The organism is Streptomyces sp. NPDC059534 (genome assembly GCF_042743475.1).
Classification (GTDB): domain Bacteria; phylum Actinomycetota; class Actinomycetes; order Streptomycetales; family Streptomycetaceae; genus Streptomyces.
Genome location: NZ_JBHWAQ010000040.1, coordinates 1 through 23,400 on the forward strand (window position 1 = coordinate 1; position 23,400 = coordinate 23,400).

The 23,400-nt window shown below is 73.8% G+C and carries 21 protein-coding genes; 6 read left to right on the plus strand and 15 right to left on the minus strand.

Going from position 1 to position 23,400, the window contains the following annotated elements; genetic code table 11:
- Nucleotides 1-154 precede the first annotated feature (154 nt).
- Entirely contained in the window at nucleotides 155-1,315 is a 1,161-nt protein-coding gene (locus tag ACFVZH_RS33150) for an acyl-CoA dehydrogenase family protein (protein ID WP_384903232.1), read from the minus strand.
- A gap of 151 nt (nucleotides 1,316-1,466) precedes the next feature.
- Here ACFVZH_RS33150 and ACFVZH_RS33155 point away from each other — a divergent pair, with 151 nt between their 5' ends.
- Nucleotides 1,467-2,105: a TetR family transcriptional regulator gene (locus ACFVZH_RS33155; RefSeq protein WP_384903234.1), complete on the plus strand. Its 639-nt coding sequence runs from the start codon at nucleotides 1,467-1,469 to the stop codon at nucleotides 2,103-2,105.
- Between the two features lie 289 nt (nucleotides 2,106-2,394).
- Here ACFVZH_RS33155 and ACFVZH_RS33160 read toward each other — a convergent pair whose 3' ends face one another.
- Genes ACFVZH_RS33160 through ACFVZH_RS33170 form a run of 3 tightly spaced genes read right to left on the minus strand, consistent with a single transcriptional unit; the run spans nucleotide 2,395 to nucleotide 4,747 of the window.
- Nucleotides 2,395-3,225 (minus strand): HAD family hydrolase, encoded by an 831-nt coding sequence (locus ACFVZH_RS33160; RefSeq protein ID WP_384903236.1) that lies wholly within the window; start codon nucleotides 3,223-3,225, stop codon nucleotides 2,395-2,397.
- On the minus strand, nucleotides 3,222-3,578 hold the full coding sequence (locus ACFVZH_RS33165) for a LysR family transcriptional regulator (protein WP_384903238.1): 357 nt from the start codon (nucleotides 3,576-3,578) through the stop codon (nucleotides 3,222-3,224). Before ACFVZH_RS33165 ends, ACFVZH_RS33160 begins: the two co-directional genes overlap by 4 nt.
- Before the next feature lie 53 nt (nucleotides 3,579-3,631).
- Nucleotides 3,632-4,747: an AfsA-related hotdog domain-containing protein gene (locus ACFVZH_RS33170; protein WP_384903240.1), complete on the minus strand. Its 1,116-nt coding sequence runs from the start codon at nucleotides 4,745-4,747 to the stop codon at nucleotides 3,632-3,634.
- 120 nt (nucleotides 4,748-4,867) lie between these two features.
- On the opposite strand from ACFVZH_RS33170, the gene ACFVZH_RS33175 reads away from it, so the two are divergent.
- On the plus strand, nucleotides 4,868-5,470 hold the full coding sequence (locus ACFVZH_RS33175; RefSeq protein WP_384903242.1) for a ScbR family autoregulator-binding transcription factor: 603 nt from the start codon (nucleotides 4,868-4,870) through the stop codon (nucleotides 5,468-5,470).
- A 103-nt stretch (nucleotides 5,471-5,573) separates the two neighbouring features.
- On the opposite strand, the gene ACFVZH_RS33180 is transcribed toward ACFVZH_RS33175, so the two are convergent.
- The 6 genes from ACFVZH_RS33180 to ACFVZH_RS33205 all read right to left on the minus strand — a co-directional run bounded on the left by ACFVZH_RS33180 (nucleotide 5,574) and on the right by ACFVZH_RS33205 (nucleotide 12,073).
- Nucleotides 5,574-6,668, minus strand: a complete 1,095-nt coding sequence (locus tag ACFVZH_RS33180; protein WP_384903244.1) for a DMT family transporter — start codon at nucleotides 6,666-6,668, stop codon at nucleotides 5,574-5,576.
- Between the two features lie 164 nt (nucleotides 6,669-6,832).
- Nucleotides 6,833-8,464 (minus strand): class I adenylate-forming enzyme family protein, encoded by a 1,632-nt coding sequence (locus ACFVZH_RS33185; protein ID WP_384903246.1) that lies wholly within the window; start codon nucleotides 8,462-8,464, stop codon nucleotides 6,833-6,835.
- Between the two features lie 29 nt (nucleotides 8,465-8,493).
- Nucleotides 8,494-10,263, minus strand: coding sequence for an arginine decarboxylase (locus tag ACFVZH_RS33190; protein ID WP_384903248.1), 1,770 nt, complete (start codon nucleotides 10,261-10,263; stop codon nucleotides 8,494-8,496).
- 104 nt (nucleotides 10,264-10,367) lie between these two features.
- Complete coding sequence (locus ACFVZH_RS33195; protein WP_384903249.1) at nucleotides 10,368-10,550, minus strand: DUF1272 domain-containing protein; 183 nt, start codon at nucleotides 10,548-10,550, stop codon at nucleotides 10,368-10,370.
- A gap of 100 nt (nucleotides 10,551-10,650) precedes the next feature.
- Nucleotides 10,651-11,028 carry a VOC family protein gene (locus tag ACFVZH_RS33200; RefSeq protein ID WP_384903251.1) on the minus strand — a complete coding sequence of 126 codons (378 nt, stop codon included), beginning with the start codon at nucleotides 11,026-11,028 and terminating at the stop codon, nucleotides 10,651-10,653.
- 181 nt (nucleotides 11,029-11,209) lie between these two features.
- Nucleotides 11,210-12,073 (minus strand): DMT family transporter, encoded by an 864-nt coding sequence (locus tag ACFVZH_RS33205; protein WP_384903321.1) that lies wholly within the window; start codon nucleotides 12,071-12,073, stop codon nucleotides 11,210-11,212.
- A gap of 386 nt (nucleotides 12,074-12,459) precedes the next feature.
- On the opposite strand from ACFVZH_RS33205, the gene ACFVZH_RS33210 reads away from it, so the two are divergent.
- A complete protein-coding gene (locus ACFVZH_RS33210) occupies nucleotides 12,460-13,317 on the plus strand; it encodes a LysR family transcriptional regulator (protein ID WP_384903253.1) in 858 nt (285 codons plus the stop codon).
- A gap of 184 nt (nucleotides 13,318-13,501) precedes the next feature.
- Here ACFVZH_RS33210 and ACFVZH_RS33215 read toward each other — a convergent pair whose 3' ends face one another.
- Together ACFVZH_RS33215 and ACFVZH_RS33220 are read right to left on the minus strand one after the other, a co-directional pair.
- On the minus strand, nucleotides 13,502-14,752 hold the full coding sequence (locus ACFVZH_RS33215; RefSeq protein ID WP_384903255.1) for a hypothetical protein: 1,251 nt from the start codon (nucleotides 14,750-14,752) through the stop codon (nucleotides 13,502-13,504).
- 39 nt (nucleotides 14,753-14,791) lie between these two features.
- Nucleotides 14,792-17,707 carry an FAD-binding and (Fe-S)-binding domain-containing protein gene (locus tag ACFVZH_RS33220; RefSeq protein WP_384903257.1) on the minus strand — a complete coding sequence of 972 codons (2,916 nt, stop codon included), beginning with the start codon at nucleotides 17,705-17,707 and terminating at the stop codon, nucleotides 14,792-14,794.
- Between the two features lie 51 nt (nucleotides 17,708-17,758).
- Here ACFVZH_RS33220 and serC point away from each other — a divergent pair, with 51 nt between their 5' ends.
- A complete protein-coding gene (gene serC / locus ACFVZH_RS33225; RefSeq protein ID WP_384903258.1) occupies nucleotides 17,759-18,877 on the plus strand; it encodes a phosphoserine transaminase in 1,119 nt (372 codons plus the stop codon).
- 124 nt (nucleotides 18,878-19,001) lie between these two features.
- On the opposite strand, the gene ACFVZH_RS33230 is transcribed toward serC, so the two are convergent.
- Nucleotides 19,002-19,970, minus strand: coding sequence for a helix-turn-helix domain-containing protein (locus ACFVZH_RS33230; protein ID WP_384903260.1), 969 nt, complete (start codon nucleotides 19,968-19,970; stop codon nucleotides 19,002-19,004).
- Nucleotides 19,971-20,059: 89 nt separating this feature from the next.
- Complete coding sequence (locus tag ACFVZH_RS33235) at nucleotides 20,060-21,046, minus strand: WD40 repeat domain-containing protein (RefSeq protein ID WP_384903262.1); 987 nt, start codon at nucleotides 21,044-21,046, stop codon at nucleotides 20,060-20,062.
- Nucleotides 21,047-21,153: 107 nt separating this feature from the next.
- On the opposite strand from ACFVZH_RS33235, the gene ACFVZH_RS33240 reads away from it, so the two are divergent.
- Nucleotides 21,154-22,005, plus strand: a complete 852-nt coding sequence (locus ACFVZH_RS33240; protein ID WP_384903323.1) for an alpha/beta fold hydrolase — start codon at nucleotides 21,154-21,156, stop codon at nucleotides 22,003-22,005.
- Nucleotides 22,006-22,141: 136 nt separating this feature from the next.
- Entirely contained in the window at nucleotides 22,142-22,849 is a 708-nt protein-coding gene (locus ACFVZH_RS33245; RefSeq protein WP_384903264.1) for a GDSL-type esterase/lipase family protein, read from the plus strand.
- Here ACFVZH_RS33245 and ACFVZH_RS33250 read toward each other — a convergent pair.
- Nucleotides 22,846-23,334 carry a hypothetical protein gene (locus tag ACFVZH_RS33250; RefSeq protein WP_384903267.1) on the minus strand — a complete coding sequence of 163 codons (489 nt, stop codon included), beginning with the start codon at nucleotides 23,332-23,334 and terminating at the stop codon, nucleotides 22,846-22,848. The genes ACFVZH_RS33245 and ACFVZH_RS33250 overlap by 4 nt on opposite strands.
- Nucleotides 23,335-23,400 lie beyond the last annotated feature (66 nt).

Below are 23,400 nucleotides of genomic sequence, written 5' to 3' on the forward strand. Positions count from 1 at the left end.
CCCGAGGCCGGGGGCCGGGGGCCCGAGGCCGGGGGCCGGCAGCCCTGCCCGGGCCCAGCGGCTCCGCCCGGGCGCAGTGCCCCGCGCCCGGCCCCGGCCTCAGTGGTCCGCCCCGGCGTCAGCGGTCCGGTACGGCTCAGTGAACCGCCCCGGCTCAGCGGCCTGACGGGAAGACGGTCGCCGCGTAGGCGGCGGCGGCAGGGGCGGGCTGGAGGGCGGCGTGGGCGGCGACCGCGTGGATGTCGCGCCAGGCGCGCTCCAGGCCGCCGCCCGCGATGAGACCGCGCGCGCCGCCGGTGCGCATGAGGCGTTCCACCGCGCCGGCGAGGAGGTCGACGGCGACGGCGGCGTCCCGCTGGTTGAGGGCGGCGTCCATCAGACCCCCGGCCGGGTGGTCGGCGCGGGCGGCGGCGGTCTCCAGCATCAGACGGGCCGCGTCGATCTCGGCGGAGCAGCGGGCCAGGGTCTGCTGCACGGCCGGGTCCTCGGTGAGCGGCCGCCCGTCCGGGAGCCGGCGCAGCCCCACGAGGACCGTCCACGCCTCCAGCGCGCCGCGGGCGGCGCCGAGCGCGGGCGCGGCGAAGAGGAGGGCGGCGACCAGCTGGTACGGCACCCGGTGGCAGGGGGCCGCGTCCGCGTCGGGGACCCCGGTGAGCAGCCGCTCCCGCAGGAAGGTGCGGTGTTCGGGTACGTACACCGCGTCGACCGAGACGCTGTGGCTGCCCGAGGCGCGCAGGCCGACCGCGTCCCAGGTCTCGCGGATGCGGACGTGCTCGCGCGGCACCGCGAGGACCCGGTAGGCCGGGGCCTCGGGGTCGGTGTGGTCGAGGGAGGCGAGGAGGACCCATTCGGCGTGCTCGACGCCGCTGGCGAAGGCCCACTCCCCCGAGAGGGTCCAGCCTCCCGGCGAGCGGGTGAGCCGGCCGGCCGGGGGGACGACCGCCGCCGCGATGCGCGTGTCGGGCGAGTCGCCCCACAACTCCCGCTGACCCTCGGCCGGAAGGTGCGCGGCGAGGCGGGCGTGGCCGGCGAACAGGACGGCGCACCAGGCGGTGGAGGCGCAGGCGGTGCCCACGCCGGCGACCGCGTCGAGCACGTCGGCGAAGGTCCCGGCGGTGCCGCCCCAGCGGCGGGGCACGAAGTGCCGGGCGAGGCCCGCGGAGGTCATCGCCGCGACGACCTCGGGGTGGAGCCGGCCGGCGCGCTCCGACTCCTCGGCGTGCCGCGCGGCGGCGGCGTAGAGGTATCCGGCGGCGAGGGACGCGGGGCTCCCGGCGAGGGGGGCCTCGGCGACGGAGGTCTCGGCGACTGTCATGACGCGTACTCCTTGAGTGGCGGTACTGATGCGAGTAGAAAAAGATTCGGTCCAGAAGGTATTTTCTGAGAACCCGTCATGGAAACCTCGGCGGACATGTGGACAGCGCAAGGAAGGTGGACGCTCGGTGAGGCAACAGGACAGGGCCCGCATGACCTATGACCTGGTGCTCGGCGCGGCAGCCGCCGAGTTCGCCCTGCACGGATTCGCGGGGACGAACCTCGCCGACATCACGGCCCGCACCGGGCTGACCAAGGGAGCCCTCTACGGACACTTCTCGTCCAAGGCGGACCTCGCCGGCGAACTGACCCGCTCCTTCGAGTCCTCCTGGGCCGACACCCTCGCCACCGCCGTCGGCGAGGCGGAGGAGACGGGCACGGCCCTGCCGACCCTGCGTACCCTGCTCGTCGGCCTCGCCCACCGCGTGTACGAGGACCTCCCCTTCGCCGCCGGCCTCCGTCTGGTCATGGACGCCGCCCGCGCCGACGGAACCACCCCCGTCCACCTCGGCAACCTCTGCGGCGTCGTGGCGCTCCTCGTCCGCAAGGGCCAGAAGGACGGCTCCGTCTCCACCACCCACCCCGCCGAACTCCTCGCCCGGCTCGCCGTCGCCCTCCTCGTCGGCGCCCCCGCCGTCGTCACGGCAACGGACACCGCCGACCCCGCCGCCCTCGTGAGCGAGGTCTGGGACATCTTGGAACCGTCCCTCTCCGGATCGGGACCAGGGACGGAATCCGGGACGGGATCGGGATCGGGGTCGGGAGCCGGAGTGGGGTCCGGAGCCGGGTAGGGGGAGGCGGGATTCGGTACGGGTCTCCGGTCGAGGGCGCCTCCGGGGTCTCCGGGGGGGGCTCCGGGTCGAAGGCGCCTCCGGGGTCTCCGGGTCGAGGTCTCCGAACGGCTCGGTCCCGGCGTGAAACCGGCTCGGGTCCCGTCAGGTGACGTGCGGCGGGCTTCCCGGCCGCTGCCCGACGGGCGTGCGGCGGGCTTCCCCGACCGCTGCCCGACGGAGCCTCCGTGGCGGCGGGGCTTCCTGGGTCGGCCGCGCAAGCGTGGGGGGGAGGCGGGAGGCCGGAGCCTCAGGCCGCCTGCGGCGCGAAGGCGCCGGTGGCGCCTTCGGCACTGGTGGCGCCGGTGGCACTCCGCGCGCTGGGGCCGCCCGTGGCACTCCGCGCGCTCGGCGGTGGCGCCGTCGTCCGTGCCGCCGGGGGTGGGGCGGGCCGGGCGGAAGGGGCGGGGGCCGGGCCGGGCAGCCAGGACCAGGTGGCGGTCTCCACGAGCGGGGCGGAGACCGGTCCGTCGCCGACGAGGACCGGGTGGCCGACCGCGCGGAGCAGGGGGAGGTCGCTGTCGTCGTCGGCGTACGCGAAGCAGTCCCCGGGAGCGAGGTCGAACGCCGTCATGATCCCGCGCGCGGCCTCGGCCTTGGCCTCGCCGATCATGGCCGGACCGCTCAGCTCCCCGGTCAGCAGGCCCTGTGAGTCCACCTCGGGCACGGTGCAGACGACGAGGTCCGCGCCGACCTCGCGGGCCAGCGGGTCAAGGCAGGCGGAGAAGGCCCCGGAGACGAGGACGATCAGGTCGCCGGCGTTCGCGTGGCGCCGCAGCGCGTCGTACACAGGGGTGTGGACGAGGCCGCCGGTGCGGGCCTTCTCGTACCACTCCTGGCCGCACGCCTCCAGCTCGTCGAGGCGGCTGCCGGCGAGGAAGCGGAAGAAGGAACGGTTCACCTGCTCGCGGGGCACACCCGCGCCGATCTGCGCCTGCAACGAGGCGCGCGCCGCGGCGAGTCTGCGGGCGGCCACCTCGCCTCGGCCCCAGAAGCGGGCGAGGACACAGGCCATGCTCTTGCAGGTGATCAGGGTCTCGTCCACGTCGAAGAACGCGGCCCGGGTGGCGGCGATGGTCATTCCCGCCCCCCTCTCTCCCCGAGCCGGACGCCTCCGGCGAGGGAGCCCAGGCGCCGTTCGCCGCCGGTCCGGCCGGCCTTCGTGCGCCCGGCGCCCGGGCAGGCGATCTCGTCCTGCGCCGTCTCGACCAGGTCGAGGATCTGTTCCGCGAGCGGACGCAGGCGCGCCCCGGCCGGCGTCAGCTCCACGGAACGGTTGCCGCGCCGCTGGAAGAGCGATGCCCCCATGTCCTCTTCCAGGCCCTTGATCTGCGCGGTGACCGCGGGCTGGGAGTAGTGCAGGTTGTGCGCCGCGCGGGTGAAGCTGAGTTCTCGGGCCACTTCGCGGAAGGCCCGTAAGTGCTGGAGTTCCATTCCTCTTCCTCTCTACGCTCGTCCGTACATGCCCTGAACGTGCCGCCACGCCCTCACGCGCAGCGGGCCCCGGCCGTGGCGAGGAGCCGTCCGCGCTGTGTCGCCGACAGCCGGATCCGGCCGCCCTCCGCCCGCGTGGCGTGGACCTTGACCGGCTCGGCCAGCTCGCCGAAGACGGCGAACTCGGCCTCCATGGAAGTCAGCGCGCTCCCGTCGGCGGCCACCAGCGCGGCGGCCTGCCGGAAGGACTCCAGGAGCAGCATCCCGGGCACGTGGTCCGAGGGGTGCTCGAAGTAGCCGGGGTGCGTGGGGTCCACGTGCAGCCGCCACTCCCCCGTACCGGCCGGCCGGGCCTTCGTGCCGGAATCCGCCACGGAGCGCAGCACGCCCCGCGATCCGGCGGCGCCCCCCTGCTCTCCGTGCGGCGAGCCGGCCCGGCCGGCCGCCCCGGGCCGGCCGCCCTGGGCTCCCTGCGCGTCCCGGCCCGCGCCCACCGCGCCCCTGGCCGTGGTCTCCGCCGCGCCCTTGGCCGTCGTCTCCGCCGTGCCCCTGGCCGTCGTCTCCGCGAGGCGTCCGCGCTGCCGCAGCCGTCCGTAGCGGATGCCGTCGATGACGACGACCCCGGCGGAGGCGCGGGCGCACTCGCGGCCGCCGACCTCGATCACCATGTCGAAGCGGGCGTCGAAGCGGCGCGGGTTGCGCGTCCCGGCCGGGGTCACGACCTTCACGTCGAGCGCGATCGCGAGCGGACCGCTGCCGACCCGGAGGGCGGCCGGGTCGCCGATGTGCAGCGACAGCGCCTTGAAGATGAAGTGGTGGCCGAGCGGCACGTCGTGGTAGCGGTGGCTCAGGAAGATCCCGGCCTGCCGTACGGTCTCGACGAGCAGCATGAAGTCGCACTGCCCGGTCTCCTCCGGGCGGTACAGGGCGTGGTTGCGGGGCAGTTGGGCGCCGACCAGGAACCGGTCCGCGCCGGCGACGACCGAGTCGGTGAGGAAGACCTCCGTCACCGAGGCGCGGTGCACGAGCCGGCGGGAGATGGTGCGGTCGAAGCTGAGCCCGTCCTTGGCCTCCCGTATGAGGGACTCCAGCGATTCCAGGGTCCCGAGTGCCTCCAGCGGGTCGATCGACCCGAAAGACGGCATGGTCTGCAGCACACCGATGGACATCCTTTTCCCCCTCAAGGTGAATCATCGTGGCGACGGGGGACCTGGCCGTCCCCCGACAGCAAGAAATATACCTTCGAGAATGTATATTGCAAGGCATAGGCACGAGAGAGGCGGACAGGCATGGCGACACCCCGGAGCGAACCGAAGCAAGAGCGCGCCCGGCGCACGAAGGTGCACATCCTCCAGTCGGCGGCCGAGCTCTTCGCGGAGCGCGGCTACGCGACGGTCACCCTGCAGGACGTGGCCGAACGCGCCGCCATGACCAAGGGGGCGGTGTACTTCCACTACACGAACAAGGAGGCCCTCGCCGTCGCGGTCGTCCAGGAGCACTACGCCCGCTGGCCCGAGATCCTCAAGGGCGCCGAGGGCGCCCACGAGAAGCCGTTCGACACGCTCGTCGCCGTACTGGACACGGTCACCGCGGCGTTCGCGCGGGACATCGTCGTCCAGGCCGGCGCCCGGCTCCAGATCGAGCGGGCCCTCATCGACGCCGAACTCCCCGAGCCGTACGTGGGCTGGGAGGACTACCTCTCCCGGCTGATCACGGAAGCCCGGGACGCGGGCGAACTGCGCGAGGGAGTGGAACCCCGCGCGGCGGCCCGCGTCCTGGTCTCCGCCTTCTTCGGCATGCAGCACATCTCCGACGTCCTCAGCCGGCGCAAGGACCTCCCCGAGCGGTACGCGGAGATGCGGAGCGTCCTCCTCGACGGGCTGCACGCCTGACCGGCCGCGCGGCCGCGATGAGCAGCACCCGGAGAGGCGGACGTCCGGAAAACGGCGTGGCCCCCCACCGAGGTGGGAGGCCACGCTGAGTGCGTACGACGGATCAGGACCTGCTGCCCGAGGCGACCGGCGCCTGAGCCGAAGCGGAACCCGAACCGGAGCCCGAACCGGAACCTGCGGCGGAACCCGAACCGGAAGCCGAACCCGGCGCCGAGGCGGAACCCGAGACCGGCGTCGCGGCGGTCGCGGAAGCCGGGACCGCGGCGGCCTTGGCCGCGACGCGCCGCAGATACAGGTTGTTGAAGACCAGCGCCGCCGCCGTCAGGGACGCGCCGACGATCTGCACACCGGCCGGGACCACACCGGTCAGGGCCGAGATGACGAAGGCCGTGATCGGCACGACGTCCATGAAGAGGACGCCGTTGAGCGGGCCGAGGTAGCGGTTGCCGAAGTTCCAGCCGAGGACGCCGACGAAGCCGGCGATGACGCTCATGTAGGCGAGCTGGGGCAGGATCGTGCCCACGGCGCCCGCCGTCGGGACGGGCACGCCGCCGGCCGCCAGGATGACCGCCGTGATGACGGTGGCGCTGGCGAGACCGAGGGCCGTGGTGATCGCCGTGTACTTGATCGGGGACCACGTCGGGAAGAAGCTCGCACCCGACGTGTAGACCACCCAGCACAGCGCGGCGAAGAGCAGCAGGGCGTCGGCGCCGGCCTCCTTCGGGGAGGCGATCAGCGAACCGATGTCACCGTCGGAGACGACGAGGATCGTGCCGACGAAGGACATCGCGATGAAGGCGAGCGACGCCTTCGGCGGCACGACCTTCTTCAGCACCCAGTTCACCAGGAAGCCCATCATCGGCATGGTCGCCATCATGATCGAGGCGTTGAGCGCGCCCCGCTCGCCGATGAGGTCCTGGCCGAAGAAGACGAGGAACTGGAAGCCCGCGAAGCCGGCCGTGCCGAACAGCCAGGCCAGCCCGATGCGTTCGCCCTTCAGACGCAGCCCCTCCCGCCCCTCGCGGACCCGGAGGAAGACGAGGAACATCGCGCCGGCGATCGCGTACCGCATGCAGGTGAAGGTGAAGGGGTCGATGTGCTTCAGCGTGGAGTCCATGAGGGGGAACATCGCGCCCCAGGACACCGTGGCCAGGAGGCAGAGAAGGACGCCTCGCATGTACGTGTTCTGACTGTTCATGACTCTTCCTGTCGGGCCTGATCCGGCCGGGAGGGGAGGGACGGAGGGGAGGAGGGAAGGGGAGGAGGGAAGGGGAGGGGGAACGGCGTGTGTGGGAGGAAGGGGTGCGGGCGGGGCCGCGGAAGGGGATCGGACCCCGGCCGCGGCGCCCCCGCGGAGGGGGATCAGACCCCGACCGGCTGGGCCTCGCGCACGGGGTCCTCGCCCGCCGGGGCGGCCTCGTCCGGCTCCGTGGGCCGGATGTCGAGCAGGGGCAGCACCGACTCCAGGAGCTGGGCCGCCCGGACCTTGCCGGTCGGGCTGTACGGGATGGCGTCGACGGGGACCACGTACGCCGGGAGGCACGGCACGCGGCGGGCGCAGGCGGCGCTGACCGCCCGGTAGCCGCTCTCCTGGCGCTCCGGGGCGACCGGGGTGAAGGGCACGACGAGCACCTCGCCCGCACCGGGGAGGTTCGTTCGCAGGACGGCGGTCTCCCGGACGCAGGGCAGGTCCATCAGGTCCGCCTCAAGGCCGAAGATGTTGACGTCGAGCGGCTTGCCGGCCTCCGCCTTCGCCACACCGTCGTTGCGGCCGGTCAGTTCGAGCCGGCCCGCCTCGTCGACGAGCCCACTGTCGCCGGTGAGCAGGAACCGCTGGGTGCGGCCGCCGTAGTCGAGCGTCATGAAGTCGGGCTCGCTCGTCGCGTAACTGTCCATCAGCTGGTAGCTGGCGATCGCCACCCGGCCCCGACTGCCCTTCGGGAGCGGCTTGTTGGCGGCATCGAGCACGACGACGGTGTTGCCGGGCATGGGGCGGCCCGAGCGGCAGGGCGCCACGTGCAGCTCCTCGGGGCCGATCATGACGTTCACGCCGGTCTCGGTGGTCCCGTAGTAGAGGTGGAGGACCGGACCGAGGCGGTCCCAGGCGTTGTTGACGACCCACCGGTTGAGGTGGCGGCCGCCGGAGAGGACGAAGTGCAGCCGCGAGGTCTTGTGCAGGTGCTCCGAGTTCGGGTGGGCGACGACCCGGGCCAGGACGGGCGGCACCATCAGGGTCGTGGAGACGCCCTCCTCCTGGATGATCCGGATCAGCTCCTCGGCGTCGTCGTGCGGGCCGAGGACGACGGTGCCGCCCAGGGTGAGGAAGATTCGCGCCCAGCCCGGCCCGGAGGCGTGGTAGAGCGGCACGGTCACGAGGTGGACGTCCTCCTCGTCGAAGGCGTACTGGTCGACGAGGTCGGCGAAGCGGCGGGCCTCGAAGGACGTACGCCGGACGACCATCTTCGGCACGCCGCTCGTGCCGGACGTGAAGGAGAACGCCTCGAACGGCTGCTCCACCGGCTGCGGTTCACCGGGCGCCGACACGAGGAGGTCGGTGAAGCTGACGGCCACGGTCTGCCCGTCGGGCAGGCCCACGGGTTCGCTGTCGACGAATATGTCGAGTATGTCCCGGCCGTTCGGCCAGCCGCACTCCTCCACGAGCCCGCGGTGGGCCCGTGAGGTGATGACGACCGTGGGCTCCAGCTGGTCGAGCGCCGCCTTGGTCGCGACGGGCCCGGCGGTGTAGTCGAGGCCGACGCAGGGGATGCCGAGCGAGCTGACCGCGGCCATCGAGACGACCAGCTCCCAGCTGTTCTCGGCGAGGAACACCGCACGGGCGGGCCGGGTCTCGGGCAGCAGGTCCTGGATGGCACAGGCCACCCGGCCGACCTTGTCGGAGAAGCTCGCCCAGGTCATACGGGTCTCGCCGTCGACGACGGCGACGCGCTGCGGCCAGCGGGCGGCGTGCTTGCGGATGTCCGCGATCTTGATCATGGAAGTGTTCTCCCTCGGAGTCGGGCGGGTCAGCTGGTGACGACGGCGGTGGCGGCGGCCGAGACGGTGGCCGCGGTGGTACCGGCGGCCGAGACGGCGGAGGCGGTACCGGCGAGACGCTCGGCGGTCGTGGCCGCGGCGAAGCGCTCGGCGGTGACGGAGCCGGCGACGGATGCGGGTACGGGTACGGGTACGGACCCGGACGCGGTGACCGATCCGGTGACGTGACCGGTGCCGGGACCGGTGACGTGACCGGCGGGACCCGTGACGGCCGGACCCGTGGCGGCGGGCGCGTGGGCGGCCGGCTCGCCGACCGACACGGTCGGGTTCCGCAGCGTGTAGATCTCGCAGCCGCTGGAACGCAGGGAGTCGATCTGACTGAGCGTGCGCTCGCAGAGCTTCTCGCCGGGCACGGTGATCGGGATGCCGGGCGGGTACGCGATGATGAAGTGCTCGGACGTGCCCGCGGCCAGCGCCGCGGAGGCGCTCCGATAGGTGCGCTGGATGGTGCGCAGGGCGTCGAGCAGCCGCAGCAGGGTCGCCTCGTCCACACCGATGTGGATGTGGAAGAGGACGGCGTCGCCGCTTTCGCGGGCCACGTACAGCGCGTACTCGTCGAAGAGCATCCGGCGGAAGTCCGCCGCGGTGATGCCGAGGGCGCTGATGTCGACGAGGACCCGGGTGGGGTCGTCGCTGACGAGCTGCGCGGCGTCGACGAGGTGCCCGTCGGGTCCGAGGGGTCGGTAGGCGGAGAGCCGCGGGTCGGTCGCGAGTTCGACGCGCAGGGTGCTGGCGAGACCGAGCGACCGGCCGAGGAGCGACTCGCCCTCCGTCTCGGCCTGGAGCCGGGCCAGGTCGAGGCTGGCGAGGACGGGCCAGCTCGGCGAGGTGGTGTGGTGCTGGAACAGGGCCTGCGCGGTGCGCTCCTGGGCCTCTCCGTCGCCGATGAGGTGCAGGTACGAGCCCTGGCGCAGCGCCGACATCGACTTGTGCGCGGAGTGCGTGACGGCGACGTTCATCGCGAGGCGGGGGTCGGCGGCGCGCAGCGTCTCGACGGCGTGGAGCGCGGTGAGCGGGCGGAGCCGGGGGTGGAAGCGGTGCGCCGCCCCCCACGCCTCGTCGACCAGGACCGCGACCCCGGGGTGGACGGCGGCGAGTTCGGCGAGGACGGTCGGCAGGTCGTAGCGGACCCCGTCGTACGAGACGGCCGACAGGACGACGGTGTCGAACGGCCGCCCCTCGACGGCCGCGGCCCGGAACATCTCCAGGAGCCGGGGCAGGTCCGCGTACGTCCGCGGGCAGTCGTCGCAGCAGCGCTGCATCGGGGCGTACGCGACCTCGACGCCGAGCGAGTTGAGCGCGAAGTGCACCGACTGGTGGCAGGAGCGGTCCGCGAGCACCCGGGAGCCGGGCTGCGTCAGCGCGGTGAGCGCGACCCGGTTGGCGGTGCTGGTGCCGGCCGAGAGGAAGAACGTCGCGTCGGCGCCGAAGCTGTGCGCGGCGAGGCGCTGCGCCTCCCGGAGCGGGCCTCGCGGCCGGAAGAACGAGTCGAGCATCGTACCGCTGTACGACACGTCGGCCGCGAGCTGCGCGACGCCGAACAGCGCCTCGTAGGTCCCCCGCATGTGGGAGTCGCGGATAGACCGGCCGTGCGACAGCGGCAGCGCGTGGAACGTGGCGATGTCCCGTCGGGCCACTGCCAGTACGGCGTCAGCGAGGGGGGTCCTGCCGTCCGGGTAGGCCCCCGAACGAGCCGGCAGTGCTGCCGGCTCCGGAGTGGAGCTGGTGGATGCGGTCATGCACCCATGAAATAAAAACCTTCGCGAAGGTATCAACTATCATCAGGGACCCTGATGGACGCCCGCACCCACCCCCCGCCCGACCAGCGGGGAAGCCGATCCGCCTAAGCGGCGACCCGACGCGGACGCGGTACGAGTTCACCCCCGCAGTTGGGACAGACGTCCTCCATCGCGTCCGCGCACGGCACACAGAAGCTGCACTCGTACGAGCAGATCCGCGCCGGCCCGTCCGGCGTCAGCTCCGCCGTCCCGCAGCGCTCGCACCGGTCCCTCATCTCCAGAGCCACGACCGGCCCCCCTTCCCTCACACGACTGGCGACACCCCCATGATCCCCACCGGCCGCCCCCCGCTCCATCGTCCGAGGGCCAACCATCGATCGGATCGGGTCACTCCCTGACCAGGCAGAACGGATGACCCGCCGGATCCGCGTACACCCGCCAGCTCCGCGTCCCCGCCCCGTCGTCGAGGAGGCTCGCGCCGCACGCGAGGACCCGCTCCTGCGCCGCGTCCAGGTCGGCGACCCCGAAGTCGAGATGGGACTGCTGCGGGCGCTCCGGATCCGGCCAGGTCGGCGGGCGATGGTCCGCCACGCCCTGGAAACAGAGGACCGGCCCGCCGGGGACGTGCAGCGTCGACCACCCCTCGCCGAGGGACCAGCGGGGATCCGGCCGGTCCACCTCCCCGCCGAGCACCGCCCGGTAGAACTCCGCGAGTTCCCGGGGCGCGGAGCAGTCGAGCACGAGGCACTGCAGCGTGGCGATCATGCGGGGAGTCTAGGCGGGGAGCGCGGCACGGAGACCGGGGCGCGTTCCGGACCCGGGCCCTCCGGGCCGGGCTCGGCGACGACGAAGCCCCGGCCGTTGGGCCGGGGCTTCGAGGCGCGCGGAAGGCCGGGAGGCCCTAGGGCCAGGCGTCGCGGGGCAGACGGGAATGTGACGGCAGGCCCTAGGGTGCGCGGCGGCGGGTCTGGGTGCGTACGGCGCCCATGCTGGCGGCGATGACGAGGGCGATGGCCAGGGCGTCGAGGACGGAGAGGGCCTGGCTGAGGATGAGGAAGCCGGCGGTGGCGGCGATGGCCGGTTCGAGGCTCATCAGGATGGCGAACGTGGGGGCGGGGAGCCGGCGGAGAGCGAGGAGTTCGAGGGTGTAGGGGAGGACGGAGGACATCAGGGCCACGCAGAGCCCGAGGCCGATCGTCGACGGTACGAGGAGCTTGTCGCCCGCCTCCACGATGCCGAAGGGCAGGCTGAGGACCGCGCCGAAGGCCATGGCGAGCGCGAGCCCGTCGGCCTGCGGGAAGCGGCGGCCGGTACGGGCGCTGAAGACGATGTACGTCGCCCACATGACGCCCGCGGCGAGCGCGAACGCGGCTCCCACCGGATCGAGGCGGTCGAAGCCGCCGCCGCCGAGCAGGACGACGCCGCCGAGCGCGAGCCCGGCCCAGAGCAGGTTCACGAGCCGGCGCGAGGCGACGACCGAGAGGATCAGCGGGCCGAGGACCTCCAGGGTCACGGCGGCGCCCAGCGGTATCCGGTCGGCGGCCTGGTAGAAGAGGATGTTCATCCCGGCCATGGCGGCGCCGAAGGCGAGGACCGTGCCCCAGTCGGCGCGGCCGTAACCGCGGACCTTGGGCCGGCAGACGATCAGCAGCACCGCGGCGGCGAGGACGAGCCGCAGGGTGACGACCCCGAGGGCGCCGGCGCGCGGCATGAGCAGGACGGCGACGGCGGAGCCGAACTGCACGGAGAGCCCGCCCGCGACGACGAGCGCGACGGGCCCGAGGCGGTGGCCCGCGATCCCCCGCCCGATGGCGGCGCGCCGCGGCCCGGCGTCGGCGGCGGCACCATGCGCCCCGGCTCCGACATCAGCGCCCTGCGAGCCGGCACCGGCTCCGGCACCAGCGCCCGGCGATCCGGCTCCGGCCACAGCGCCGTCCGGCCCCGTCTGCCCGACGGCCGGGGCAGCCGCGACGGCCGCGTCCTTGACCGGACTGTCCACCGGCTCCTCCTTCTCCTGCGCACCCGCTACGGCTGCTTCACCCGACCAAGCGGTCCATGAAACTGAACTGTAAGTCCAGAATAATGCACCGGCCGGGAGGCTGTCGTCGTGATTCCCCCTCCCCCGACACCAGCCACGCTACGAGCCCCCGCGCGGCAGCGGAAATGCCGATTGGGCTGCGGTTATGCTCCGGACGCATGAGCATCGAGCTGCGTCACCTCCGCTGCTTCCTCGCCATCGCCGAGGAGTCCAGCCTGACGAGGGCGGCGGTGCGGCTTCACCTCACACAGCCCGCCGTCTCCCGGACGCTCGCCGCCCTCGAACAGCACCTCGGCGCACGGCTCGTCGACCGCTCGACCCACCATCTGGCGCTCACGGCCGAGGGCCGGGCGTTCCAGGAGAGGGCCGCGGCCGCACTCGCCGCCTTCGAGGCCGCCGTCGACCCGGCGAGGCTGCGCCACCGGCCGCTGCGCCTCGGGCACGCCTGGTCGGCCTTCGGGCCGTACACCACTCCCCTGCTCCGGCGCTGGCAGCGTGAACACCCCGAGACGCCGCTCGAACTGCTCCGGATCGACGACCGCACCGCCGGCCTCGCCCGGGGCGAGGTCGACGCGGCGCTGCTCAGGGGCGCGGTCGACGCGCCGGGTCTGGTGACCGAGGAACTGGCCTCGGAGGAGCGGGTCGCCGCGCTGCCGGCCGACAGTCCGCTCGCCGACCGGCCCCGGCTGGCGCTCGGGGACCTCACCGGCGAGACCGTGGTCCTCAACACCGTCTCCGGCACGACGACCCTCGCGCTCTGGCCGTCCGCCGCCCGCCCGGCGGCGACGCTGACCGTCGCGAACACCGACGACTGGCTCACCGCGATCGCCGCGGGCCGCGGCATCGGCGTCTCCTCCGCCTCCACCGCCGCGCTCCACCCGCATCCGGGCGTCGCCTACCGCCCGATGACGGACGCCCCCGCGCTGCCGGTGGTGCTGGCCTGGCGGGACGCGTTCGCGCACCCGGCGACGGGCGCGCTGGTCGCGATGGCCCGCGACATCGTCAGCGGGGCGTGAGCCCCTCCCTCCGAGCGCCCCTCTCGCGGAGCCGTGGACGCCGTGGTTGCCGTGGACGCCATGGACGGCGGTGACGTCGCCGGGTTCCCGCTCGCGCAGGACGAGCCGGTCGTACGGGAAAGGGGACCGCTCCGTCCATCGAGCGATCGGGACTCCCTCTCGCACCACGGGAGTTGCCGCGACCTCAGCGGAGTCGGACGGTGATGCCGACGCGGGTGAGCAGCTGGAGGACGGCGTCGAAGTACGGGGTGTCGCCCGCGGTGTCCACGCTCAGGGGGGCGAGGGCGCGGCGGGCGATGTCGGAGTGGTGCCAGACGAGGGTGAAGGGGGTGGGCGGGCGTTCGCCGCCGCACCGGCAGCCGCGGAGGGCGGCCCAGCACTGGTGGTAGTGGCCGCCGGGGCCCGCGAACGCCTCGCCCAGCGCGCAGGTCAGGCCGTGGACGTCGGTGACGTGGCGGCCGTCGAGGTGGCGGACGGGGTCCGGCAGGGGGCGGCCGGCGTCCTGGCGCTCGGCGGCGAAGGCGGCCCACTCGGCCCGGCCCTCGGGCGGGAACGCGGTCCATGAGCCCGGCTCGGTCGGTGGTCCCTCGAACCAGGCGTCCCACACCGGGCGGACCGCCGGTGCGGGCCGGTCGCGGGGGCCTTCACGGAGCCACAGGTCCACGAGGGTCGGGTCGAGTACGGAGGGGCGGGTGGCGACGGGTTCCAGGGTCAGGTGTTCCCGGGATCGCATCACGCGGCCCGACCGGTCGACGGCGAGCAGGGTGACGTGGTCGCCGTCGGCGCGGGGGTGGACCAGTCGGCGCAGGAGCCGTTCGCCGGGTCGGCACCCGATGAGTCGCAGGGGAGGCCGCCTGGGGTGGGGGCGGTCGACGTACAGGCCATCGATCCGGCCGCAGTCGCCCATGTGCGAGCCGCCCGGGCCGTTGAGCAGCAGCCACCGGACGTCCGCGGGCTCGGTGCGCTGCCGGGCCGGGCCGTGGACCTCGGCCTCGATGACGAGGTCGACGAAGTCCACGGGGTCGACGGGGTCGACGGGGGCGACGGGGGCCGCTTCGGGAAGAGAGGCGGTCGCTTCGGGAAGGGAGGGGGTCGACGGGGTGTGGTCGAGTATGACGGCGTCCGTCAGTTCCCAGTAGTCGCCGCCGCCTCCGTCGTCGTCGACGGCGAGGGAGAGCGCGCCGAGGTCGACGGGGCCGTCCCGGCGGAGGCGTTCGACGGCCTTGCGCAGACGACCGGTCGGGGCGCAGGCCGTGAGGGTGAGCCGCTCCCGGCGCGGGGAGGGGGCGACGAAGAGGCCGTCGGCGTCGGCGCAGTGCGCCCAGACGATCCGTTCGCCGTCCCATTCCTCGCTGACCAGCACGTACTTGAGCGGCAGCGGGTGCTGCCACGTCCAGACGTCGTGCTCGACGGCCCCCCGGCTCGTATCCGTCACGGTGTTCCCTTCGCGTCGCCCGTACGGCCTACCAGTAACTCACCTCCGGGGGGTCGGGCCGTTCTCCAGGCCCTCCGCCAGCAGCTCCGCGAGGTGGCGGCCGCGGGTGTCGGTCAGGTCGGCGATCTGGGTGCGGCAGGAGAAGCCGTCCGCCAGCACGGCGGCGCCGGGGGGCGCGCCTGCCAGCGCGGGGAGGAGCCGGTCCTCGGCGCAGGCGACGGACACCTCGTAGTGGCCCGGTTCGAAGCCGAAGTTGCCGGCGAGGCCGCAGCAGCCGTCCGCCAGGTCGCCGGTGAGGCCGGCGCGGGCGCGGAGGCGGCGGTCGGCGGCGTCGCCGAGGACGGCGTGCTGGTGGCAGTGGGTCTGGCCGGTGACGGGGAGGTCGAGGCGGGGCGGGGTCCAGTCGGGGGCGAGGGTCTCCAGGGCTTCGGCGAAGGTGACGACGGACGCGGCGAGGCGGGCGGCTCTCGGATCGTCGGGGAGCAGTTCGGGCAGGTCGGTGCGGAGGGTGGCGGCGCAGGAGGGTTCGAGGACGACGACGGGCCGGTCCGCCCGACCGGAACCGGCGACGAGGAGGCCCGAGGCACCCGCCGCCCCACCAGGCCCACCCGAGGCACCCGACCCCCCACCAGGCCCGCCCGAAGCACCCGCACCCGCCCCCGCACCACCCGAGGAACCCGACCCCATGACGTCCAGCGTCCGCCGCATCACCCGCCGGGCCGCGTCCAGTTGTCCCGTGGAGACGTAGGTGAGGCCGCAGCAGACGCGGCCCGGGGGGAGTTCGATGCCGAGGCCGGCGTCCTCCAGGACGCGGACGGCGGAGCGGCCGACGTGGGGGGCGAGGTGGTTGGTGAAGGTGTCGGGCCAGAGGGTGAGGGCCGGCGGGCGGGCGGAGGCGCGTTCGGCGAACCAGGAGGCGAAGGACCGTTCCGCCACGCGCGGCATGGTGCGCTCGGGGGTGACTCCGGCGAGCCGGGCGGCGAACGGCAGGGCCATCGCGGCGTTGAGCCCCCGCCCGAAGTGCGCGAGCCACGCCGGGAGGCGGCCCATCGTCCAGTGGGAGCGGGGCCGGCGCCAGGCGCCGGTGAGGCCCGCGTAGTGGCGGTCGAGGAACTCGGCCTTGTACGCGGCCATGTCGACGCCGACCGGGCAGTCGCTGCGGCAGCCCTTGCAGGAGAGGCAGAGGTCGAGGGCCTCGCGGACCTCCTCCGAGCGCCAGCCGTCGGTGATCACCTCGCCGAGCGCCATCTCGTGCAGGAGCCGTGCCCGGCCCCGGGTGGAGTGCCGCTCCTCGCCGGTCGCCCGGTACGACGGGCACATGACGCCGGGGCCGGAAAGCGGTGCGGAGACCCGGCATTTGGCCACGCCGACGCAGCGGGCGGCCTCGCGGCCGAGGTGGAGGAGCGGAAGTTCGGGGAGGTCCCGGAGTCCTTCGAGGCGCAGTCCGGAGTCCAGCGGCTTCGGCCGGACGAGCATCCCCGGGTTCAGGCCCCCGTCCGGGTCCCACAGGTCCTTCACCGCGCCGAAGAGGCCGACGAGCTCCTCCCCGTACATCCGGGGGAGCAGTTCGGCGCGTGCCTGCCCGTCGCCGTGTTCGCCGGAGAGGGAGCCGCCGTGGGCGACCACCAGGTCGGCCGTCGCCTCGGAGAAGCGGCGGAAGCGGCGGACGCCCTGGTCGGTCCACAGGTCGAAGTCGATGCGGATGTGGACGCAGCCGTCGCCGAAGTGCCCGTACGGGACTCCCCGGAGGCCGTATGCGGCCAGCAGGGCGCGGAAGTCGCGGAGGTAGGCGCCCAGGCGGGCCGGCGGTACGGCGCAGTCCTCCCAGCCGGGCCAGGCCATGGTTCCGTCGGCCGTCCGGGTGGCCGTGCCGGCGGCGTCCTCGCGGATCCGCCAGAGGGCCCGCTGCCCGGCCGCGTCCCGGACGACGAGGGTGTCCACGGCGTCCGCCGCCCGGACGAGCCGTCGTGCCGCGCCCTCTCCGTCGACCTCGCAGAACATCCACGCCCCGCCCCGGGGCAGGCCCGCCGCTCCGCGCACGAGGTCCGCGGCCATGCCTTCCACGGTCAGCGGGCCCAGCGGCAGCAGGCCGGCCGCGGCGTCCGCCGCCGCGCTCTCGTCGGCGTATCCGAGGACGACGAGGACGGGTTCGGCGGGCAGCGGGACCAGCCGTACGGTCGCCTCCGTCACGATGCCGAGCGTGCCCTCGCTGCCGCAGAAGGAGCGGGCCACGTCGACGCCCCGCTCGGGGAGCAGGGCGTCGAGGGCGTAGCCGGAGATCCGGCGCGGGAGCCCGGCGGGGTAGCCGGTGCGCAGCAGGGCCAGGTGGCGGTCGACGAGGGCGCGGAGGCCGGGCGGCGCGCCCCGGCCGTCGCGGCCGAGCGTCAACCGGTCGCCCCGGTACGTCATCACGTCGAGCGAGCGCACGTTGTCCGCGGTGGTCCCCCAGGCGACCGAGTGCGCCCCGCAGGCGTTGTTGCCGATCATGCCGCCGAGGGTGCAGCGGCTGTGCGTGGACGGGTCGGGGCCGAAGGTCAGCCCGTACGGCCGGGCGGCCTCGCGCAGCCGGCCGAGGACGAGCCCCGGCCGGACGACGGCGGTCCGCTCCTCGGGGTCGAGGGAGACGAGGCCGCCCATGTGCCGTGTGAGGTCGAGCACGACGCCGGTGCCGGTCGCCTGGCCTCCGATCGAGGTCCCGGCGCCGCGGGCGACCACGGGGGTGGCGTCGTGCGCCCGGCACACCTCCAGGATCGCCGCGAGGTCGTCCGCGTCGCGCGGCGCGACCGTACCGGCGGGCACGCGGCGGTAGTTGGAGGCGTCCATGGTGGTCAGGGCCCTGGCCGCGGCGGAGAAGTCGACGTCTCCGGCGACGGCGGCGCGCAGGTCGGCGGCGAGTCCGGACGCGTGTTCCTGGTGTGTTCCCACAAGGCCAGGATGTCTCAGTCCTCGTCTCATCCGGCGGACATCGGGCGACCGGCCCCTTCCCGACCCGATACTCTCCGCCTCGTGGCTGATATCCAGATTCCCGCTGACATCAAGCCCGCCGACGGCCGTTTCGGCGCGGGCCCCTCCAAGGTGCGTACGGAGGCGCTGGACGCCCTGGCCGCCACCGGCACCTCTCTCCTCGGCACCTCCCACCGCCAGGCTCCGGTCAAGAACCTGGTCGGCGAGGTACGTACCGGCATCAGCGACCTCTTCTCGCTGCCCGAGGGCTACGAGGTGATCCTGGGCAACGGCGGCTCCACCGCCTTCTGGGACGTCGCGACCCACGGTCTGATCGAGAACAAGTCGCAGCACCTGACCTTCGGCGAGTTCTCGTCCAAGTTCGCGAAGGCCGCCAAGCTGGCGCCGTGGCTCGCCGAGCCGACCGTGATCTCCTCCGACCCGGGCACGCACCCGGAGCCGGTGGCCGAGGCGGGCGTCGACGTCTACGCGTACACCCACAACGAGACCTCCACCGGTGTCGCCGCCCCGATCAAGCGGGTCGCGGGCGCCGACGAGGGTGCGCTCGTCCTGGTCGACGCGACCTCCGGTGCGGGTGGCCTCCCGGTCGACATCACCGAGACGGACGTCTACTACTTCGCCCCGCAGAAGTCCTTCGCCGCCGAGGGCGGCCTGTGGCTCGCGGCGTTCTCGCCGGCCGCCCTGGAGCGCGCCGCCCGCGTGCACGCCTCCGGCCGGCACATCCCCGAGTTCTTCTCGCTGCCGACGGCGATCGACAACTCGCTGAAGAACCAGACGTACAACACCCCGGCGCTGTCGACCCTCTTCCTGCTCAACGAGCAGCTGAAGTGGATCAACGGCCAGGGCGGTCTCGACTGGGCCGTCGCCCGGACGAAGGAGTCCTCGGACGCGCTGTACGGCTGGGCCGAGGAGTCCAAGTACGCGTCGGCGTTCGTGACGGACGCGGCGAAGCGCTCGCAGGTCATCGGCACGATCGACTTCGCGGACGAGATCGACGCCGCGGCGATCGCCAAGGTGCTGCGCGCCAACGGGATCGTCGACACCGAGCCGTACCGCAAGCTCGGCCGCAACCAGCTGCGCGTCGCGATGTTCCCGGCGATCGACCCGGCGGACGTGCGGGCGCTGACGGCCTGCATCGACTACGTCATCGAGAAGCTCTGACACCTCGCCGCACGAGCGGTACGAAGGGCCCGGCATCGCACCTCGTCGATGCCGGGCCCTTCGGCGTCTCCCCGTGGCCCGGTGGCCCCCGTCCCCGCATCCTCCGGGGCAGCGGCTCCCGGGCTCAGCGGCTGCCGCGCCGGATGTCGCTCGGTGCCATGCCGTACGCCCGGCGGAAGGCGCGGCTGAAATCCGCCTGGTGCCGGAAGCCCCAGCGGATCGCGATCTCGCCGATCCCGCGGTGGCCGTGGGCCGGGTCGGCGAGGTCGGCGCGGCTGCGTTCGAGGCGGAGCCGCCGGATCGTGGCGCCGACCGTCTCGGGCTCGTCGCGGAAGAGCCGGTGGAGCAGGCGTACGGAGATGTGGTGGTGGGCCGCGACGGCCGCCGGGCCGAGCCCGGGATCGGGCAGGTTGTGGTCGATGAAGGCACGGACGCGGGCGCGCAGTACCTGCTGCCGGGTCTCGGCGGGCAGCGGCGCCGGGCTGTCGCTCGCGGCGGCCAGGAAGGCGGCGGTGAGGTCGAGCGCGATGCCGCCCAGACGGTTCAGCTCCGCGGGTTCGCACCGCTCGGCCTGGGCGCGGAGCCCGTTCAGGTACGAGGCGAGCAGCGCCCCCGAGCCGGTGCGGCCGGGGAGCGCGGTGCCGAGCAGCCGGTCCGTCCGGTCCTGCGGCACCGGCAGGACCCCCCGGGGCAGCCGCAGCAGAGTGACCCGCGAGAGCCGTCCCTCGTCGTGGAACTCGCAGTTCAGCGGGTGCGACGAGTCGAAGAGGGCCATGTCCCCCGAGGTGAGCAGGGAGTTGTTGCGGCGCTGCTCGATGCCGATGGGGCTGCCGTGGACGACGAAGAGGAAGTACTGCTCCGGGTCCGCGCGCCGGATGTCGGCGGCCGCGCGCTGCGCGGACATCGGGGAGAACGTGAACGTGGAGAGGTCGGTGTCGCCCAGCCCGATCGCGGTGGCGGAGCCCTGGAAGCGGTCGGCGTACGGGCTGGTGATCGACACCGGCATGACGGCGTCGCCGACCATCCGCGCCCACCATTCGAAGCCGTCGCGCGCGCTGACGTGCGTCGTGGAGACCGATGCTTCCACTCTCACCCCCCGGCGGTGTGTACCCGTCCATCGTGGGTGGCGGGCGGTCGCCGCGACAGCGGGATGTCGGTCGACTCGGCCGGAAACAGCGGCTCTCAGCCCCGGCGGAGGAGGCGTTTGACGCCGACCACGAGGACGGTGGCGCCGGCGAGGACGAGGAAGCCGACGGTGGCGTTGCCGCTGTCTCCCCCGGCGGCGGGCGCCGAGGGGGACTGCGGGGATCCGCCCGGCGCCTCGGTCGGCTTCGAGGGGCGGTCGGCCTCCGGCCGGTCCACGCGGACCACGCGGCTGTTGCGGCCCTCGGAGCCGAACATGAAGGCCGAGCCGTCCGCGGTGTAGGTGACCGACTCCGCCTGGCCCTGGAAGGGGGCTCCGGCGGACGTGCCCTCGTCGGCGAGGCGGCCGTCCTTCCAGGCGTACTCCCTGGCGCTGAAGTAGCCGCGCAGGACGAGCCGGCCGCCGTCGGGCGAGAAGGCGCCGTCGGTCACCCACGGGACCTCGTCGACGCGGCGGAAGACGTTCGTGCCGGACGCGGAGAGGCGCTCGGGGCCCGCGTACAGGCCGCCGCCGTCCTCGTTCTTGCTCGCGATGTAGACCCGGCCGGTCTTCGGGTGGACCATCAGGGCCTCGGCGTTGCGGGGGCCGTCGGCGTACTTCACGACGTACTGACGGGCCTCGACCGTCTGGTCCGTGAGGGTCTTCGGCTCGGGGAAGCGGTAGATCCAGACGTGGTCCCAGGAGCCGTCGAGGTTGTCGCCGATGTCGCCGACGTAGAGGTCGCCGTCGGGGCCGACGGCGATGGCCTCCATGTCACGGGGGGTGCCGACGCCCTTCATCGTCAGGGTCGCGACGGTCTTTCCCGTACGGGAGTCGATGCCGTAGATCAGGGGCGCGTCCTGGTCGTTGTGCGTCCAGTAGATCCCGGGGTGGGACCGGCTCGCGGCGAGGCCGCTGGACTCCGTGATCCGGGCGTCCTCGATCGTGAAGTCCTGGTCGGGTTCCTGCCCTTCGGCACGGGCATGGCCGGCCGGGAGCAGCACCAGGGCCGCCGCCGCGCCGAGGGCGCACAGAGCAGATCGCATGTGCCCCAGCCTGCCACGGCGGGGCCGCGGACGCCGGGCGGTGGGGGGCGCCCGGCACCGGCGAAACCTGTTTGACCTGCTACGGAGGCCCTGTCATGGTCGCGTCCATGCTCACCTTCACCGCGCCCGACGGCACGGAACTCGCCTACCACGTCTCGGGCTCCGGCTCCGGGGATCCGCTGCTCTGCCTTCCGGGTGGTCCCCTCCAGGACTCCGCCTATCTCGGTGACCTCGGCGGCCTGGCCGCCCGCCGGCCGCTGGTCCGGCTCGATCTTCGGGGCACCGGGGCCTCCGGGGTGCCGGCCGACCCGGCCTCGTACCGCTGCGACCGGCTCGTCGAGGACGTGGAGGCGCTGCGCGCGCATCTGGGTCTGGAGACCGTCGACGTGCTGGGGCACTCGGCGGGCGCGAACCTGGCCGCGCTGTACGTGACGCGGTACGCGGAGCGCGTCGGCCGGCTCGTGCTGGTCACGCCGGGCGCGGCGGCGGCCGGTCTCGACACCAGCGGTGAGGAGCGGCTCGCGGCGGCCCGGCAGCCGTGGCGCGAGGAGGAGCCGTGGTTCGCGGAGGCGTACGCGGCCCTGGAGGAGCTCGCGGCGGAGCGCGGCAGCGCGGCGGCCTTCGCGGCGGTCGCGCCGTTCTTCCACGGCTCCTGGGACGAGGCGGCCCAGGAGCGTCAGTCGGAGGGCCACCGGCTGCGGAACGGCGAGGGCGCGGCGGTCTACGGCGGCGAGGGCGCCTTCGAACCGGCCGCCACGCGCGCGGTGTTCGCGGCGTTCGGGCGGCCGGTCCTCGTCGTCGCCGGGGAGGGCGACGCGAACACTCCGGTCCCGACGGCCGCCGCGTACGCGGCCCTCTTCCCCCGGGCCGAGCTCGCCGTCCTGGCGGGGGCCGGGCACTTCCCGTGGCACGACGACGCGCGGTGGTTCGCGGAGACGGTCGGCAGGTTCGTGGCGTAGGGCCGCCGGTCCCTGGGCCCGGGCTTTCGCGCACGGGCCGCCGGTGTTCCGGTGGGGCCCGCCGGTGTCCCGACGGGTGCCGCCCGTGTCCCGGATCACGTCGCAGCCCGGGGAGACGGTCCGCGATGATGTGACCATGCGTTTTCTGTTCGTCGGCGACAGCATGACCATCGGACGCGTCGGCGACTGGACCTGGCGGCACCGGATGTGGCAGCACCTGGAGGCCACGCTTCCGGGCGGGTACGAGATCGTGGGTCCGCGGACGGGGCTGTACGACCCCGAGGCCGCCGACGCGCCCGACGGCGTCGACGCCTACGCCGACCCCGACTTCCCCGCCCCCGCCCGGCGCCACCTGGCCGGCTGGGGCGAGGGCTGGCTGCACATGGCGCCGGTGATCGGCGGGACCGTGGCGGCCACGGGGGCGGACGTCCTGCTGATCTCGCTGGGTCTGATCGACCTCGGCTTCTACACGAACAGCGACCAGACGGAGGAGAACGTCCGGGCGTTCGTCGCGGCGGCCCGCGCCGCGAACCCGCGGGTGCGGGCCGTGCTCCTGCCGGTCATCCCCAACGTCCGGGCCGGGTACGACGCCCCCTTCGCGGCCGAGTGCGCCCGCTTCAACGAGCTCCTCGCGAAGGCGGTCGCCGATCTGGACACGGCGGCCTCGCCGCTCCTGCTCGCCACCGTCCCGGAGTCGTACGACCTCGGGGCCGACACCTACGACGGCACCCACCCCGGCCCCACCGGCGAACACAAACTGGCCGCCGCCTTCGCCGACGCGATGCACCAGGCGTGGGACCTCGGCGGCCCGTACACCGTCCGGCAGGCCCCGCCGGGCTCCTAGCAGGCGTGGTACGTGTTGGAGTGCCAGATCGGGTAGCCCCGGGAGTCGTAGATGACCACGTTGCTGTCGTCCTGGATCGCCAGCACGGCGCCGTCGTGCCCCCATGTGCGGGACGACCAGTACGGGGTCACGGTGTCGCTGCCGTAGACCACGAGGTTGCCGTCGACCTGCATCTTCGCGGCCGCGTAGCCGGCGTTCCAGGTGCCGGTGGCCCAGACCGCACGGCCTTCCCTCGGCTGCCCGTACTCCCATGTGACGCAGTACAGGACGAGGTTGCCGTCCCTCTGCATGGAGAGCTTGGTCTTGTTCGTCAGGTAGCAGGTGTCGTTGGTCAGCCAGACGCCGCTGTACCAGAGCGTCTTGCCGCCGGACCAGGAGCAGTCTCCCGGCCCGATGGCGTACGCCTGGGCCGGAGTCGCGGTGGCCGCCAGGCCCGCGACGGAGAAGCCGAGCGCCGCCGCGAGCGCCAGGATCTTGCGCTTCATCCGAGGGATCACCTTTCGAGGGGTCCGTTGCCCGGCCGTCCCGGGAACCCCGGTGACCCTAGGTGC